This is a genomic window from Thalassospira sp. SM2505, from assembly GCF_054901115.1.
The window spans coordinates 1,013,721-1,030,739 of the sequence record NZ_CM142731.1 but is presented as its reverse complement, the minus strand read 5'-3'; the positions used below and the strand labels follow the sequence as shown (position 1 = coordinate 1,030,739).

15 protein-coding genes and 2 riboswitches are annotated in these 17,019 nt (G+C 54.3%); of the genes, 7 read left to right on the top strand and 8 right to left on the bottom strand.

What is annotated here, in order from left to right:
• Positions 1 to 7 precede the first annotated feature (7 nt).
• Complete coding sequence (locus ACTU44_RS04600; protein ID WP_114097822.1) at positions 8 to 586, bottom strand: YqgE/AlgH family protein; 579 nt, start codon at positions 584 to 586, stop codon at positions 8 to 10.
• A gap of 348 nt (positions 587 to 934) precedes the next feature.
• Here ACTU44_RS04600 and ACTU44_RS04595 point away from each other — a divergent pair, with 348 nt between their 5' ends.
• The gene (locus ACTU44_RS04595; RefSeq protein ID WP_462096786.1) at positions 935 to 3,175 is read left to right on the top strand and encodes a protein-disulfide reductase DsbD family protein; all 2,241 of its coding nucleotides are present in this window, start codon (positions 935 to 937) and stop codon (positions 3,173 to 3,175) included.
• 166 nt (positions 3,176 to 3,341) lie between these two features.
• Positions 3,342 to 3,821, top strand: a complete 480-nt coding sequence (locus ACTU44_RS04590) for a peroxiredoxin (RefSeq protein WP_114097820.1) — start codon at positions 3,342 to 3,344, stop codon at positions 3,819 to 3,821.
• 81 nt (positions 3,822 to 3,902) lie between these two features.
• Here the strand turns inward: ACTU44_RS04590 and ACTU44_RS04585 are convergent, their stop codons facing one another.
• From ACTU44_RS04585 to ACTU44_RS04555, 7 genes are all read right to left on the bottom strand, one after another.
• Positions 3,903 to 4,307, bottom strand: a complete 405-nt coding sequence (locus tag ACTU44_RS04585) for a hypothetical protein (protein WP_258548672.1) — start codon at positions 4,305 to 4,307, stop codon at positions 3,903 to 3,905.
• 208 nt (positions 4,308 to 4,515) lie between these two features.
• On the bottom strand, positions 4,516 to 5,436 hold the full coding sequence (locus ACTU44_RS04580) for a protein phosphatase CheZ (protein WP_462096785.1): 921 nt from the start codon (positions 5,434 to 5,436) through the stop codon (positions 4,516 to 4,518).
• 202 nt (positions 5,437 to 5,638) lie between these two features.
• Positions 5,639 to 7,135 (bottom strand): aminomethyl-transferring glycine dehydrogenase subunit GcvPB, encoded by a 1,497-nt coding sequence (gene gcvPB / locus ACTU44_RS04575; protein ID WP_336080100.1) that lies wholly within the window; start codon positions 7,133 to 7,135, stop codon positions 5,639 to 5,641.
• Positions 7,132 to 8,487 carry an aminomethyl-transferring glycine dehydrogenase subunit GcvPA gene (gene gcvPA / locus ACTU44_RS04570; RefSeq protein ID WP_336080099.1) on the bottom strand — a complete coding sequence of 452 codons (1,356 nt, stop codon included), beginning with the start codon at positions 8,485 to 8,487 and terminating at the stop codon, positions 7,132 to 7,134. Before gcvPA ends, gcvPB begins: the two co-directional genes overlap by 4 nt.
• A 2-nt stretch (positions 8,488 to 8,489) precedes the next feature.
• Positions 8,490 to 8,861, bottom strand: coding sequence for a glycine cleavage system protein GcvH (gcvH, locus tag ACTU44_RS04565; protein ID WP_114097817.1), 372 nt, complete (start codon positions 8,859 to 8,861; stop codon positions 8,490 to 8,492).
• Between the two features lie 70 nt (positions 8,862 to 8,931).
• The gene (gene gcvT, locus ACTU44_RS04560) at positions 8,932 to 10,044 is read right to left on the bottom strand and encodes a glycine cleavage system aminomethyltransferase GcvT (RefSeq protein ID WP_336080098.1); all 1,113 of its coding nucleotides are present in this window, start codon (positions 10,042 to 10,044) and stop codon (positions 8,932 to 8,934) included.
• 59 nt (positions 10,045 to 10,103) lie between these two features.
• Positions 10,104 to 10,212: riboswitch (glycine riboswitch) on the bottom strand.
• Between the two features lie 3 nt (positions 10,213 to 10,215).
• Positions 10,216 to 10,316, bottom strand: a riboswitch (glycine riboswitch).
• A 90-nt stretch (positions 10,317 to 10,406) separates the two neighbouring features.
• The gene (locus ACTU44_RS04555) at positions 10,407 to 10,919 is read right to left on the bottom strand and encodes a hypothetical protein (RefSeq protein ID WP_462096784.1); all 513 of its coding nucleotides are present in this window, start codon (positions 10,917 to 10,919) and stop codon (positions 10,407 to 10,409) included.
• 300 nt (positions 10,920 to 11,219) lie between these two features.
• Here ACTU44_RS04555 and ispH point away from each other — a divergent pair, with 300 nt between their 5' ends.
• From ispH to ACTU44_RS04530, 5 genes are all read left to right on the top strand, one after another.
• Entirely contained in the window at positions 11,220 to 12,167 is a 948-nt protein-coding gene (gene ispH, locus ACTU44_RS04550) for a 4-hydroxy-3-methylbut-2-enyl diphosphate reductase (RefSeq protein ID WP_462096783.1), read from the top strand.
• Between the two features lie 46 nt (positions 12,168 to 12,213).
• Positions 12,214 to 13,182, top strand: coding sequence for a homoserine kinase (locus ACTU44_RS04545; protein ID WP_336080095.1), 969 nt, complete (start codon positions 12,214 to 12,216; stop codon positions 13,180 to 13,182).
• Between the two features lie 12 nt (positions 13,183 to 13,194).
• Positions 13,195 to 13,644 carry a ribonuclease HI gene (rnhA, locus tag ACTU44_RS04540; protein WP_114097812.1) on the top strand — a complete coding sequence of 150 codons (450 nt, stop codon included), beginning with the start codon at positions 13,195 to 13,197 and terminating at the stop codon, positions 13,642 to 13,644.
• Positions 13,645 to 13,910: 266 nt separating this feature from the next.
• The gene (locus ACTU44_RS04535) at positions 13,911 to 16,271 is read left to right on the top strand and encodes a putative bifunctional diguanylate cyclase/phosphodiesterase (RefSeq protein WP_462096782.1); all 2,361 of its coding nucleotides are present in this window, start codon (positions 13,911 to 13,913) and stop codon (positions 16,269 to 16,271) included.
• A gap of 74 nt (positions 16,272 to 16,345) precedes the next feature.
• Complete coding sequence (locus ACTU44_RS04530; RefSeq protein ID WP_462096781.1) at positions 16,346 to 17,014, top strand: DNA-3-methyladenine glycosylase I; 669 nt, start codon at positions 16,346 to 16,348, stop codon at positions 17,012 to 17,014.
• Positions 17,015 to 17,019: the final 5 nt, after the last annotated feature.

Here is a 17,019-nt window from a genome sequence, read left to right as displayed (position 1 = left end):
AACCGGATCAGGCGTGACCAGCTTCGCCTGACAGCAGTTCCGGTGCGAAACCAAGCTTGGAAAACGCCTGTTCCCATTTGTCTTCGCAATCTACGTCAAACAACAGGTCGGCATCGGCATCAACATGCAGCCAGCCATTGGCAAGAATTTCACTTTCAAGCTGACCACTGCGCCATCCGGCATAGCCCAGCGCCAGAATGCGGCTTTTGGGACCTTCGCCCAAGGCGATCTGTTCGAGGATATCAACCGTTGCAGTTACCGAGACACCCGGATCAACATGCAGGGTCGCCTCGTTTGAAAAATCGGTGGAATGCAGAACAAATCCGCGGCTGCTTTCGACCGGACCGCCAAAATGGACCTGAATATCTTCGATGGTTGGTGCCGGACGGGCAATGCCGAGTTGTTCGAGAAGTTCCGGAAAGGTGATGCTGTCAATCACACGGTTGATGACCAGCCCCATCGCCCCATCCTTATTGTGGGCACAGATATAAACAACACTTTGCGAAAAACGCGGATCACGCATGCCGGGCATCGCCACCAGCAGCTTTCCGCCAAGATATTCGCCTGTGTTGATACGCTCAGCCATCTCGTAACTCTTCCTGTCCTGTTTCATCAAGCCTAGCGCGATTAACGGTCCATTACCATCAAGAACCCCGACAAACATGACATAATTACAGTGTTCCGGGCATTTCCCTTATATTCAAGATGTAGGAACCCGCCCCTGCAATCGCCAACATTTCCGCAAAACTTTTCGTCAGATTGAGGTCGATAGACATATGTCATCGCCGCACACAGATAAATCGGTCACATAGACGTGGCTTGATTTGATCGTCTCAGGGGATTACGCCTTCAAGGCATGGATCTTTGCCTGCTTTGCGCCATATATTCGATCCAGAGTAAGGCATCCTGATATCGGCTATGTAAGGACCACGACGTGCTTCGCCACCTGATCATTCGCTTATCGCTGCTGCTTGCCGTAACGATCTTGTCGTTTGGCGGGGTGCGCCCTGCAATCGCCGCCCAGGATATGACGTCAGGCTGGACGGATGAGGACTTTGCGTCCGTGCGGCTGATCAGTGCTCAAACCGGGCTTAACGGTTCGGACATGCTGCGCCTTGGCCTTGAATTCGAGTTACAGCCCGACTGGAAGATCTACTGGCGCAGTGCCGGTGACGCTGGCTTCCCGCCGCAGCTTGACTGGACCGGGTCCGAAAATCTGGGTGACGCCCAAATCCTGTGGCCTGCCCCGCATCGTTTCTCAATCTTTGGTCTCGAAACATTCGGCTACAAGAACCACATCATTTTGCCGATTGATGTCGTCATTCCCGATCCGCGCAAGGACGTCTCGATCAGTCTTGATGTCGATTATTTGGTGTGCAGCGACATTTGCATTCCGGCAAATGCAAACTTCAAACTTGATGTCCCGGCGTCCGTCGCAACAGGTCCGGACACAGGTGCTTCGACGGCAAGCAATCAGGCCCATCAGATTGAAAAATTTGTGTCCCGCGTTCCATTGCGCGGGGACGACCTTCCGGTTTCCGTCACAAGCATCACGGTCGACAAGGCATCAGACCAACCCGTTCTGCGCCTTGGCATCAAAGGCCTGGATAAGGCGGGCGTAAGCGTCGATGACATCCTGATTGAAAGTGATGGTCGCGCCGGATTTGGCACGCCGAGCCCCGTAAAAAGCGGGTCAGCGTCAGCAAACGACATCCGGTATTTTGATCTGGCTGTCTTTGGACTGAATGATGATCAGTCTCTTGATAGCACAGATCTGACAGTCACCGTTATTGCCGGGCCATTATCGGTTGAGCAATCCGTTACGGTTGGCACGGTAAATACAACAGACTCGACCAGCCCGACGGCGACAGTGGCAGTGGCAGTGGCAGAGGCAACGACCAGCACCAGCATATGGCTGATTGCTGTGTTTGCGTTGCTGGGGGGACTTATCCTCAATGTGATGCCCTGCGTATTGCCGGTCCTGTCGATCAAGGTGATGTCGGTCATCAATGTTCGCGAACAGGACATCAAACAGGTCAGATACGGTTTCCTTGCCAGTGCGGCCGGGATTGTGACGTCCTTCTGGCTGATCGCAGCCATACTGGTTGGCATCAAACTGGCTGGTGGGTCTATCGGTTGGGGTATTCAGTTCCAGCAACCGCTGTTCCTGACCGTCATGACGATCATTCTGGCCCTGTTTGCACTCAATATGTGGGGACTTTTTGAAATTAATGGTCCCAGCGAACTGGGCAATGTCGCCAATGATGCAATCAGCAATCAGGAAAATCGCGGTCGTCATCTCAGCGGTCATTTTCTGACCGGCATGTTTGCGACATTGCTGGCGACGCCGTGTTCGGCGCCGTTTCTTGGTACGGCAATCGGCTTTGCCCTTGCCGGAAGCATCGTCGATATCTTTTTGATCTTTACGCTTTTGGGGATCGGACTTGCCCTGCCTTATCTGGCAATTGCCATCCAGCCGCGTGTTGCACATCTGCTGCCAAAACCGGGCCGCTGGATGAATGTGGTCAAGGGGGTTCTCGGACTGGCACTGGTTGGGACCGCAGTATGGTTGCTTGGCATCCTGTCGGTTCAGGTCGGTCTTGGGGGGGCCATTGCCGTTGGTCTTGGTCTTGTGATCGGTGGCTTGTTTGTTTGGGCGCGCTCGCGCACCCAAAACCTGCGTCCGCGTTTTGCCTTTACCGGTCTTGCTCTTGCCGGTTTCCTGATTGCGCTATTTGCTCCGGGCTTTGCCAAACCGCCAAGCCAGACCACCAGCACCCAGAATGCCGGAATACTGGAATGGCAGGCATTTGCGCCTGAAACAATCGGTACACTTGTTGCCGAGGGTAAAACAGTGCTGGTCGATGTCACCGCCGAATGGTGTGTCACCTGTCAGGTCAACAAGAAGCTGGTTCTTGAAACCACCGAGGTCGCAAACGCCCTTCGCAATGACAATATTGTTCTGATGCAGGCCGACTGGACCCGCCCTGACCAGAAAATTGCCGACTATCTGGCGTCTTACGGGCGTTTTGGCATTCCGTTCAATGCCGTCTTTGGACCGGGCGCACCTGATGGCATCCTGTTGTCCGAGCTGCTTCGGGTTGACGCGGTTTTGGGCGCTTTGCAAACGGCAGGCGGCAACACCACATCCGATATTGTCAGGAACACGCAGTAATCAGTACTTCACACGACCACAGCTCACAGACCATCTTGTCCCCGAGATGACAGTTCCTAAAAACTATGGTCGACAGCATTGAATATACAGCCGAATTGTAGTTTGATTCAGGTTCAAGATACCCATCGCGCAATCAACGGGATTGCGCATTCTTACGGAGATACCCATGACCATCACAGTCGGCAATGATATCCCGGACGTTACCCTGTTCCGCGCGACCAGCGACGGCCCCGAAGCCGTCAATTCAAAGGAATTCTTCGCAGGCCGCAAGGTCGTCCTGTTTGCAGTTCCGGGCGCTTACACCCCGACCTGCTCTGCCAAACATCTGCCGGGCTTTGTTGCCAAGGCCGACGAAATCAAGGCAAAGGGTGTCGACGAGATTGCCTGCCTTGCATCCAATGATGCTTTCGTCCTTCAGGCCTGGTCGAAATCCGAAAATGCCGAAAACATCACCATGCTTTCGGACGGCGACCTGTCATTCGTCGATGCAACGGGTCTTGAACTCGATCTGACGGGCCGTGGACTTGGCAAACGCGCCAACCGCTTCGCGATGATCGTCGATAACGGCAAAGTCACCCATCTCGCGGTTGAAGAACCGGGCGTCTTTGAAGTTTCCAGCGCCGAAGCTGTTCTTGAAAAGCTCTGATCAACAGGGCCTGATCGAAACACAGAAAGCTCCACAGATATCTGCGGAGCTTTTCTTGTCTGAAAGACCGGATTGAATGGTTTAGCGCGGCAAAAGAACCGGAATCGGGTCTTCGCTGCTGTCAAAATCGCATTCAAATGTCGGGTTGGTGTGCTTTGCAATGAAATGCACAACCCCTTCGCGGAAGGAACCCTTGATCGGCGACCAGCTCATGAACACGCCACCGCGGCCGTCATATTCACGAATGTCCGGGTCCCGCGCCAGTTCCTGAAAACTGTGGCCAAGATCCTCGGTCGCGCCAGCAACCAGCCACGACGGCTTCAAGCCGCCATGCCACAACAGATACACACCACCCACACCGTTCAGACCGAGTTCTCTGATGTCATCAATCATGAACAGGCGGTAATAATCCCCACGCGGGCTTTTGCGCCATTTAATGTCCTGAGCCTTAGGCTGGCGAATAGCACCAAGAGACCAAAATCCCATAGCAACCTCCAAGCACGCCAAAACACGTGCAACCGAATGTCACACGCATCCCAACAACGCTTCTTATTCTTATAGGTATAAACATACCCCAACATATGTAAACGATTGGTTGACATCACATGTCAGCAAATCGCCTGAATCCTTCTTCTGCGGAAGGATTGGGTATGTCTGTTACCCAGATATAGGACAGAAAACAAGGTTTTCATCCTCAATCGAACAATTTGTCGATATCGTCCTGACTGATCCCCTCTCCTTCAAGTTGCGGACCATTCAAAAGATCCGCATCTTCAATCAGGTTTTCTTTACTCGCACCCTCGGGCACAGGAAGATCAGCAAAGGCATCCTCGCCCCAGATCAGGATCATGTTGTGGACACGTTCTTCAACAAATTCGAGCGTGCGCACGACCTTATTGATGCGCTGTCCGGTAATGTCCTGGAAGTTACAGGACTCAAAGATTTTTGTGACGATAAAGGCGATCTGTTCGACGTGATCAGCAACAAAGTCACTGGGCGCAGAATTCTTGAGCGTCATCGCCAGATCATCAATCTGTTCGGCAGATTCCAGAATGGTATGCGTTGCCATTTCCGTATCCTTGACGATGGCATCAAGCTCGGAGGCCGCACTGACCAGACGGTCATCAGACGCCTTTGGATGGCGTAACGATGCGATCTGGATCTTTGCCTTATGGATATGCTCGTTCATTTCTTCGATCTGGGTACGAATCAGTTCCAGATCATCACGGTCAGGCTCGGACGCCCCCGGGCGGTTGCTATGCGTAAAGTTGCTTGAAACCGGTTCGGGCAGCTCGTCGATCGGCGCATCATTTGATGCAACCGGTGCAGCGACCGGCGCGTCGGCACTGATTGTTGCCCCGGATGCAACCGCTTCGCGCAGTTGGGATACTTCGCCGCGAAGGGCCCGGATTTCGTCAAGAACAGCTTGTGTCAAACCAGAAGGCTCTGCTGTTGCAGCCGGAGACGGCAAGGATGACGGCATGGCTTCACCTGCGCCCATCCCGCTTTCCAGCGTCGGATCAAAGAACGAGTCCGACCAATCTTCAACGACCCCACCTGTCCGCTCTTTTAACCGACGTTCGGCAGTAAACACCTTCTGAACACGACGAGACATGATTGACTTCAAACCTCCAGAACGGGCGCAGCCCATTCACAAAATCCCCAAACGCACCGTTTGACGGCGTCGTTCATTACCTTTCGAACAAGTATAAAGGTGCAGATTGCAACAAGTCCAATGGGTTTCAAGTACAAGTCCTTGAAAAAGAACACCCCGGCCATGGACCGGGGTGCTCGCAATCTTAAAGCAGCCTTGCGTATCAAGCCGTTTCCGGTTGCCAGCGCAACACAGGCTTGCGCGCCGCTGCCGTTTCATCAAGACGACGACGCGGCGTCAGGTAAGGTGCGTTCTTGAAGAACTCTGCATCACCCGACTCGGCCTTTGCGACCAGTGCCAGTACTGCATCACAGAACTGGTCGATCGATTCCTTGGTTTCGGTTTCGGTCGGCTCGATCAGCAATGCACCATGAACGACCAGCGGGAAATACATCGTCATCGGGTGGAACCCTTCGTCGATGATTGCCTTGGCAAGATCCAGCGTCGAAACACCGGTATCTTTCAGGAAGCTGTCGTCAAACAGGGCTTCATGCATGCAATAGCCCGGGAACGCCACGCTGAGCTTTTCCTTGAGACGGGCAAGCAGATAGTTGGCATTAAGAACAGCATCACCCGACGCCTGACGCAGACCATCCGCACCGTGGCTTTTCATATAGGTCAGGGCACGAATGAACATGCCCATCTGGCCATGGAAGCCTTTCAGACGGCCAAACGGCTTCATGCCGTCATTTTCGTCTGCGGTTTCAACCAGATGGAAGCCGTTTTCATTGCGCACGACATAAGGGATCGGTGCGAACGGCGCCAGGGCATCGGAGAACACAACCGGCCCGGAACCCGGTCCGCCACCACCATGCGGAGTGGAGAAGGTCTTGTGCAGGTTGATATGCATCGCATCAATGCCAAGATCGGCCGGGCGAACACGACCAACAATGGCGTTGAAGTTCGCACCATCGCAATAGAAGTAACCACCAGCCGCGTGCACCAGATCGGCGATCTTGCGCACATCACGTTCGAACAGGCCGCAGGTATTCGGGTTGGTCAGCATGATACCGGCGACATCGTCACCAAGCTTGGCCTCAAACGCCGCCAGATCAACACGGCCATCCTCGGTTGCCGGGATTGAATCAACCGTAAAGCCACATGCAGCCGCGGTTGCCGGGTTGGTCCCATGGGCCGATTCCGGCACCAGAACACGACGGCGGTTTTCGCCACGGGCATCAAGGGCCGCACGAATGGCCATCATGCCGCAAAGTTCACCCTGTGCACCGGCAGCCGGTGACATGGAAACTGCCGGCATCCCGGTCAGAACCAGCAACCAGTGTGCACACTGGTCGATCAGTTCAAGCGCACCCTGAACCGTGCTTTCGGGCTGCATCGGATGCAGATCGGAAAGACCGGGCAAACGCGCAACCTTTTCATTCAGGCGCGGGTTGTGCTTCATGGTGCAGGATCCCAGCGGGAAGAAACCGGAATCAATCCCGAAATTCTTCTGCGACAGGCGGGTAAAGTGGCGAACCACCTGCGGTTCGGACAAGCCCGGAAGACCGACATTGCTGTCACGATCAAGGCCTGCAAGGCGCGACTTCGTACCTTTCGGCTCTGGCAGATCAACGCCGGTGCGGCCTGGCTGACCCTGTTCAAAGATCAGCTTTTCTTCCAGAACAAGTCCACGGTTGCCGGTATGGGTTGTAAACGTCATGCCAGCGCCTCCTTCAATGCGGACGCAAGGGCCGCGATATCTTCATCGGTATTGGTTTCAGTAACCGCCACCAGCAGGTAATTATCCAGATCAGAACGGTTCGGATAAAGACGCGACAGTGGAACACCACCAAGAACACCCTTGGCGACCAGTGCCTCGACAACCTCGGCTGCCGGTTTGGCAAGCTTGACAGTGAACTCGTTAAAGAAGCTGTCATTCACAACCGATGCACCAGCGACGGAATCAATTGCATCCGCAGCCTTGCAGGCATTTTCGTGGTTCAGGATTGCCAGGCGACGATAACCGTCTTCACCAAGCAGGCTCATGTGAACCGTGAATGCCAACGAGCACAGACCGGAGTTGGTGCAGATGTTCGATGTCGCCTTTTCGCGGCGGATATGCTGTTCACGGGTCGAAAGTGTCAGAACAAAACCACGCTTGCCATCCTGATCCACCGTCTCGCCACAGAGACGACCGGGCATCTGGCGTACCAGTTTCTGGGTGGTGGCAAACAGACCGACATATGGCCCGCCATAGTTCAGCGCATTGCCGATTGACTGGCCTTCACCGCAAACGATGTCGGCACCGAAGCTTCCCGGTGACTTGATCGCGCCGAATGCAACAGCCTCGGTAAAGACGACAACCAGAAGCGCGCCCTTGGCATGGCAAAGATCTGCAAGCTGGGTGTGGTCCTGAATACGACCAAAGACATCCGGGTACTGCACAACAACGCAGGCCGTCTGATCATCAATCAGTTCGCCCAGTTCCTCGACAGTTGCCTGCTGTTCCGGGTTGCCGTCACGTCCGGCAACTTCGGTATCGCTGTACTGGCAATAGGTCTCGGTGACTTCGCGGTAATGCGGATGCAGACCGCCCGAAAGAACGGCCTTTTTGCGACGGGTCGCACGGCAAGCCATCAGGACAGCCTCGGCACAGGATGTTGCACCATCCCACATCGATGCGTTGGCCACATCCATACCTGTGATCGATGCTACCTGGGTCTGGAATTCGAACAGATACTGCAACGTGCCCTGGGCGATTTCCGGCTGATAGGGTGTATAGGCCGTCAGGAATTCACCGCGCTGGATGATGTAATCAACCGTTGCAGGAACATGGTGACGATAGGCACCTGCACCCAGGAAGCTTGGCACACTTGATGCGCCGATGTTTTTGGCGGCAAGCGCCTGCATGTCGCGTTCGACCTGCATTTCGCCAAGATGGCTGGGCAGATCAACCGGTGCATCAAGCAATGCGCCCTCGGGCACATCACAGTAAAGTTCATCGACTGATGACGCCCCGATGGTTTCAAGCATCACGGCGCGATCAGCGCGTGTCAGTGGAAGATAACGCATACTTACAGACCTTCGACGAAGTCTTTATAGGCTGCTTCATCCATCAGCTCGTCGAGCTGGGATTCATCAGTCAGCGACATTTTAAAGAACCAGCCATCGGTTTCCGGTGCTTCATTCACCAGCGCCGGATTGGCATCAAGTTCTTCGTTTACTTCAACAATTTCACCATCAAGCGGCGCATAAACATCACTTGCGGCCTTGACCGACTCAACGACGGCGGCATCGCCATCCTTGGTCAGTTTCTTGCCGATTTCCGGCAGCTCGACATACACGATGTCGCCAAGCGACTGCTGTGCGTAATCGGTGATGCCAACGGTTGCGATACCGTCTTCAAGCTCGATCCATTCATGTTCCTGCGAGAATTTCTTAGCCATTGTCTTAGTCCCTGTTGATCGTTTGTCTGCCGCGCGGCGATCCGCCGCACATTCTCAAGAATTACGGCGATTAGCCGCGGAAATAGCGATGCGGTGCGAACGGAAGTTCAACAACCTCTGCCGGACGGGCCTTGCCACGCACCATAAGATCGACCTTGGTACCCGGCTCGGAAAATTCAATTGCCACATATCCCATTGCAATCGGACCATCGACCGTCGGACCAAAACCACCGCTGGTGATTTCGCCGATTTCTTCGCCGTCGCTGTTCAGAATCGGGGTATGTTCGCGGGCGGGCGCCTTGCCTTCCGGCTTGATGCCGACACGTTTGCGGTCTGCACCATTTGCAAGCTGATCAAGGATGACATCCGCGCCCTTGAAGCCGCCCTCTTCACGACGGCGTTTGTTGATGATCCAGTTCAGATCGCCTTCAACCGGCGTCGTCGTGGTATCGATATCATTGCCATAAAGGCAAAGTCCGGCTTCCAGACGCAGCGAATCACGTGCGCCAAGACCGATGGCTTCGACTTCGTCCTCGGCCAGCAACTTGCGCGCAAGCTCCTCGGCACGGTCATTGGGAACGGAAATCTCGTAGCCGTCTTCGCCGGTGTAACCGGAACGGGTCACAAAGCAGGCGATCCCGGCAATCTCGATCTCGGCAAAACTCATGAATTTGAGATCGGCAACTTCCGGCGCAAAGCGTGCAAGAACCTTGGCAGCTTCCGGGCCCTGAAGTGCCATCAACGCACGATCATCAATCTCCTCAAGAGCAACACCATCACCAAGGTTGGCGCGCATGTGAACGATGTCGTCATCCTTGCACGCTGCGTTGATCACAAGAAACAGACTGTCACCGGCATTGGTGATCATAAGATCGTCAAGGATCGTGCCGTCATCCTGGGTAAAAGCCGAGTAGCGTGTGCGACCCGGTTTGAGGATCGCGATGTCTCCGGGCACGAGCTTTTCAAGCTCGGCCACACGGTTTTCACCGGTCAGGCGAACCTGCCCCATGTGTGACACGTCAAACAGGCCCGCTTTGGCACGGGTATGAAGATGTTCACCCTTAACGCCGAGCGGATATTGCACCGGCATATCATAACCGGCAAACGGCACCATCTTGGCGCCAAGTTCTACATGGAGGTCATAAAGGGCTGTTTTAAGCAGTTCGGTCTGATGATCGGCCATCAAGCTCTCCCGGACAGTCGTTGCGAAACATAGCCGACCAATGGCCAACCACATTCCCCCTCTGTCTTGGAGCCTGAAAGAATCACAGCCGACTTGTCGTGACGGTCTGCTTACATCTTCGGCGAGGCGGTCACCGGCATTCATTCTGATGCCGCCTGCTTTCCAGAGTCCCATCTCCCCGCGGTCCGTTTGCCTGAGAGTTTCCGGGGTGGTTGCTCCTTCGGCGTCCGCGCAATCCGTTATGGACCGTGGCACTCTCCCACGGGGATCACTTGGGTATGCGTCCTTATACGTATTTCAATCTCGGTCGACCAGCCCCAAAATTCAGGCAATCGTCAGACCGGAATTTCAACCTTGCGACGTCAGTTCGTCCCGAAACGACGATTATAGTCGAGCTGATCCGCACTTAGCTGGAAACCAAGGTAAATCTCGTAATCCGGTCCGGTCCAGACATCATCAAGTGGCACCGACAATGTTACCTGCTCGTCACGGAAACGAGCCATATTGAGGTTATCGGCAAACGGCATTGTGACATCAAACACCGATTTCTGCACAAAATTGCCCGCAGGATCACGAAGCGCCACGAAATATTTAAAGGACGCGCTGCGCTCCTGCGCAGCCGGGCCAAGCTCGGCGGTGATGATCGGACTGATGATGACATCAAGCGTCTTGTCACCCAGATCATAACCGCAATCACCAAGATAGCCCGTGAACTCGGCCTCGACGATCACATCGGTCAGATCCTTGCCCGCGCCATTGAACTGGACAAGCTTTGCGGTGTCCTTTGGCAGATAGGCAGCCGGGCACGTCGGAACGGGCTGCTCTTCAAACGGGTTACCGCTGCACGCAGCCAGCAATCCTCCAAGCGAGACCATACCTAATGCGCATACGCGCCGCAGTCCGTTACCGATTGTCATCCAAGCCTCTATCAAACCATCTGTTTTCTGACATGTGCAAGATCAGCACTGTCCGCGCGCAGTCTATTCTCTCACTTGAACGGGCACAACCCGCTTCGGATATTGTCACAAGATGAAAACATCAAAATCTGCGAAATTCATGGCTTCTCGATCCATGCTGAGTCATTGCGCCACAAGATCAGGCAGGTTATGTAACGAGAACGCTTGAATAACTGCGCCGGGACAGCCCGGCACATTTTGGAAACCGGACCCCGTATCATGTCAGATAAAGCCAGTCTTCGGATCGTTCTTGCCAACCCGCGCGGCTTTTGCGCCGGGGTAGATCGCGCGATTGAGATCGTTGAAAAGGCGCTCGAAAAATATGGTGCGCCGGTTTATGTCCGTCACGAGATCGTCCATAACAAATTCGTTGTCGACCGCCTGCGCGATATGGGTGCCGTTTTCGTCGATGAACTTGATGCTGTTCCCGATGGCGTACCGGTAATCTTTTCGGCCCATGGCGTACCGAAATCCGTGCCCGAAGCTGCCGAAACCCGCAAGCTTGAATATCTCGATGCGACCTGCCCGCTGGTGTCGAAGGTTCATCGCGGCGCAGAACGCCATTTTGCCGAAGGCAAACATATTCTTCTGATCGGCCATGCCGGTCACCCGGAGGTCATCGGCACCATGGGCCAGCTCCCGGCAGGCAGCATGACGCTGATTGAAACCGAGGAAGACGCCGAAAAGCTTGAGGTCACCAATCCGGAAAACCTTGCTTTTGTTACCCAGACGACCCTGTCACTTGATGACACCGCCAAGATCATTGAAATCCTTCAGCGCCGGTTCCCGTCAATTTCGGTGCCGAAGAAAGAAGACATTTGCTATGCAACGACCAACCGTCAGCATGCGGTCAAAATGATTGCCGAAAAGGCTGATGCCATTCTGGTTCTGGGTGCGCCGAATTCATCGAATTCAAACCGTCTGGTCGAAGTTGCCAAACGCGAAGGCTGCACACGTTCCGTTCTGGTCGAACGGGCGCATGATATTGACTGGAGCAAACTTGCCGGGATTAACACCCTTGGCATCACCGCCGGGGCATCCGCCCCGGAAGTTCTGGTCGAAGAAGTGATTGATGCCTGCCGCGAACGATATGACGTGACGGTCGAGACCATCACACTGACCGACGAGAATGTGACCTTCAAACTGCCGCGTCAGCTTGCAAGCTAATTCGATCTAACTGCTTATCTTTCAGATCAGGAATACGATAAATCCAATGGCCGTCTATACCGACGTTTCAGACGAAGACATCGCCCGTTTTGTCGCCGAATACGATATCGGTGATGTTGTATCGTTCAAGGGCATCGCAGAAGGTGTGGAAAACACCAACTTTCTGCTACAGACGACCGAAGCTCCTTTCATCCTGACCCTGTATGAAAAACGGGTAAATCCGGATGACCTGCCCTTTTATCTTGGTCTGATGGATCATCTTTCCGCCAAGGGACTTAACTGCCCGACACCGATCCACGGGACGGACGGCGTAGCACTGCGTCGTCTTTGTGGTCGCCCGGCAGCAATTACGTCTTTCCTGCAAGGCATGTCGCCACGCCGGATCCTGCCCCATCATTGTGCGGGTCTTGGAACCGCCTTGGCAAAACTCCATACTGCCGGTCTGGATTTCGAGATGCATCTTCCCAATGCACTGAGTGTCAAGGGATGGCGCGGACTGGTGGAAAGCTGTCGGGAACATGCCGACGATGTCGAACCCGGTCTTGGCAAGATGATTGGCGACGAGATCGCCTATCTCGAAGCCAACTGGCCCCATGACCTGCCCAAGGGGGTCATTCATGCCGATCTGTTCCCCGACAACGTATTTTTCTTCCCGGGCAAGGAAGATGTATCGGGATTGATCGACTTCTATTTCGCCTGCAATGACCTGCTGAGCTACGACATCGCAATCTGCATGAATGCATGGTGTTTTGAACCTGATAACAGCTTCAATGTTACCAAGGCCAAAAACCTTCTGTCGCAATATGGCAAGGTCCGCACACTGAGCGGCGGGGAAATCGCTGCCCTTCCGGTTCTTGCGCGCGGTGCCAGCCTGCGCTTTTTGCTGACCCGTCTTTATGACTGGGTGAATACGCCAAAAGACGCCTTGGTCACCCCCAAAAACCCCCGCGAATATATCAACAAGCTTCGTTTCCATCAGCGGGTGGAAAGTGCAGCTGCCTATGGATTTGATTAAGGACGCGCCCCTATGACTTCAAACAATGGCGGGGATAACCACGTCGAGATTTACACCGACGGCGCGTGCAGCGGAAATCCCGGCCCGGGTGGCTGGGGCGCGATCCTGCGTTTCAAGGGCGTTGAAAAGGAACTTTCGGGCGGCGATCCCGAAACCACCAACAACCGTATGGAAATGATGGCCGCAATCAGCGCACTCGAAGCCCTGAAACGCCCATGCACCGTCGATATCTATACCGACAGCAGCTATGTCCGCGACGGTATCACTAAATGGATTTTCGGCTGGCAGAAGCGCGGCTGGAAAACGGCTGACAAGAAACCGGTCAAGAATGTCGAACTCTGGCAGCGCATGCTCGAGGCTCTCAAACCCCACAAAGTGGAATGGCATTGGGTCAAGGGGCACGCCGGTCATCCCGAGAACGAGCGCTGTGATGAACTCGCCCGGATGGCTGTTCCCAAATAATGATATTTTCCGCTCGGCGCTGACAACTGCTTGAAGCTTAAACACTTCACCCCAAAATAGACGGGGCAGGTTATTGCACCCATTTATTTATCAGGAAAACAAAATCAAACTTGCCTTTCGAACAACTTCCGGGTTGATTTGACAAAGACATAGGAGTGTTGGCTCCCATACAAACGTCGAGTAGAGTATATCTGACTAGTCTAAAGTGGGTGCCCAGGAGAGAACGCTTGTCGCGCGGATCGTACGGCTTTTTACAACGGAAGTCTTTGAGCAGTCGGTTGCTTTTCATAGCATTGCCGCTGGTTTCTCTGTTCTCGCTCGCGCTTTTTATCGTATTTGGCTATGTCAGCTACAAGGTCCTTCGCGATGACCTGAATGGCAAGGTTGAACAGACCGCAGACATCAACGCCCGCGTGCTTGCCACACCATTCTGGTACCTTGATGTCGACAATATCGAATCCGCTTTGAATGCCATGGCACGTGATCGCGACATTGTCGCGGTGCAGGCTTTGGGCGCAGACGGAACCGAATTTGCCCATACCGGTGTTTCCCAGTCCGAACTGACTGACACGTTGCGCCTGTCGCGCCGGGTCTATTTCGAACGCAACAATGTGCGCCACGATGTTGGCGAACTTGTCATCTACTTTACCGACGCCCGTGTTCAGGATCTTCTGTTCCGCCGTATCGCTATTGACATGATCCTGTTCGGATTGCTGATCGCTGTGGTTGCCGCCAGCCTGCTGATCGCAAACAAACGGTCGATCAAGGAACCGCTCAACCGACTGCTGCATTCCATTCGCATGACCAAACATGGCCGTCTGCGCCGTCCGGTGGAATGGAACAGCTCGGACGAACTGGGACTTTTGATCCGTGAATATAACGAAATGGTCGCCCTGCAGGGTCAGGCACAGGAAGAAGCCCAGCGCAAGCAGGCGCTTCTGGAAGCAACCCTTCATAATATCGGCCAGGGCATCTGTCTGTTCGATCAGGACCTTAATCTTATGGTCTGGAACGAACGCTATATCGAGCTTCTTAACCTGCCACGCGATCTGGTCAAGGAAGGTACGCCGCTTTCCGATATTCTGCGTTTCAACGGCGAGCGCGGCGAATATGGCGATGTCAGCATTCAGGCCCTGATTTCCGACCGCGTTGCCATTGCGCGCCGCCGCGAACCCTATCGCATGGAACGGACGCGCCCGAATGGCCGCGTCATTCAGGTTGATCACAACCCGATGCCCGGTGGCGGCTATGTTGCAACCTATACCGACATTACCGAACGTAAACAGACCGAAGCCCGCATGCGCCATCTTGCCGTGCATGACGTTCTGACCAGCCTGCCGAACCGCACCCTGTTCCTTGACCGTCTGCGTCAGGCACTGCTTTCAGCCCGACGCTTCCAGCGCGGTGTGACTGTTCTGTTTGTCGATCTTGACCGGTTCAAGGATATCAATGACCACTTTGGTCATGACGTTGGCGATCTGATGATTCAGGAAATGGGTCAGCGCCTGTCGCGTATCATCCGTGATTCGGATACCGCTGCGCGTCTTGGCGGGGACGAATTTGCAATCATTCAGACCGACGTTCAGAATATCGAAGATACCATCGCCCTTGCCCAGCGCATCATTGACGAGCTTTCCCAGCCCTTTGACTGCCGTGGCATCCGGCTGCATTCGACGGCCAGTGTTGGCATTACCCTGTTTCCTGAAGATGGCGAGAACCCGGAACAGCTGGTCAAGAACGCCGATATGGCGATGTATGCGGCCAAGGCCGAAGGCCGCAACAATTACCGCTTCTTCCTGCCGTCAATGCATGAACGGGTCAAGGAACGTAAAACCATCGAGGAAGATCTGCGCAACGCGCTCGAACACGATCAGCTCGAACTTTACTATCAGCCGAAAATTGACTGCCGGACCGAAAAGGTCGTTGGTGCAGAGGCTCTTGTACGCTGGCACCATCCGGAACGTGGCCTGATCCTGCCCGGCGAGTTCATCTCGGTCGCCGAGGAATGCGGCCTGATCAACCGGTTGGGTGCATGGGTGCTGGAAAAGGCCTGCAAACAGACGCAAGTCTGGCGCGATTCAACTCTTCCGGGGCTTCGGATTGCCGTGAACCTGTCACCGGCACAATTCCAGGATGCCGAACTTGTTGATAGTGTGACCAAGATCGTCAAGGATACAGCCCTTCCCGAAGGAACGCTTGAACTTGAGATCACTGAATCCATCCTGATGAACAACCCGGAAAAGGCGGTTTCGACGCTCAAGGAGCTCAAGGCGCTTGGTGTGATGATCGCGATTGATGACTTTGGTACCGGTTATTCATCGCTGAACTATCTCAAACGCTTCCCGGTCGGCTCGATCAAGATCGACCGTTCGTTTGTAAACGACATTCATGTTGATCTTGATGACAAGGCCATCGTTGATGCCGTTATCGGCCTTGGTCACAGTCTTAATCTTGAAGTCGTTGCCGAGGGCGTGGAAGAAGTCGAGCAGCTTGAATATCTGCGTGAAAAGGGCTGTGATTTCATTCAGGGCTTCCTGTTCTCCAAGCCGCTGCCAGCAACCACGTTTGAAAGCTGGGTCAGTGAACGTCACAGTCGCGTCCCCGAAAAGGTCGCAGCGAAGTCCTGATCTGCAAAGGTTAATCTGAAAACAGTCACGGCTTTGCTTTGGCTGTTTTTTTAGGTCACGGAGCCACCGCCTACATGCGCCCGTTTCACGAAATTGAACAAGCGGCCATCGCGCGCAAGGGAAGCAAGGACTCCCTTTCTTCTGCTTTGCTGACCCCGAAATCCGCTGACGATATTGCCCAAATTCCTGCCGACCGCTGGCTCTCGGAAATGAGTAAATGTGTCTTTCAGGCCGGTTTCAGCTGGAAAGTGATCGAAACCAAATGGCCGCGGTTTGAGGAAGTCTTTGACGGCTTCGATGTTGGTCGCCTGTCGATGATGCATGATGAAGATGTCGAGTGTCTTCTAAAGGCCGATGGCATTGTCGCACATGGCCCAAAGATCAAATCGGTGGGCGAAAATGCCCGCTTCCTGCAATCGCTTGCTGAAACACACGGATCGGTCGGCGCTTTCTTTGCCAATTGGAAGCGCGCAGATTATTGCGACAATCTGCGCATTGTGCAGAAAGGCGGATCGCGCCTTGGCGGAAAAACCGGACAGGTTGCCCTGCGTCGCATTGGTATGGATACGCCGATTTTCTCAAGTGATGTTCTTGAGGCCCTGAAGGTCGAAGGGATCGTCGCCAGGATGCCATCCTCGAACAAGGATTTTGCAGCTGTTCAGGTCGCTTTTGATCAATGGCACAAAGAATCCGGCAGACCCTTTACCCAGATCAGCCAGATTCTTGCATTTTCGGTCGGCTAGAGCCG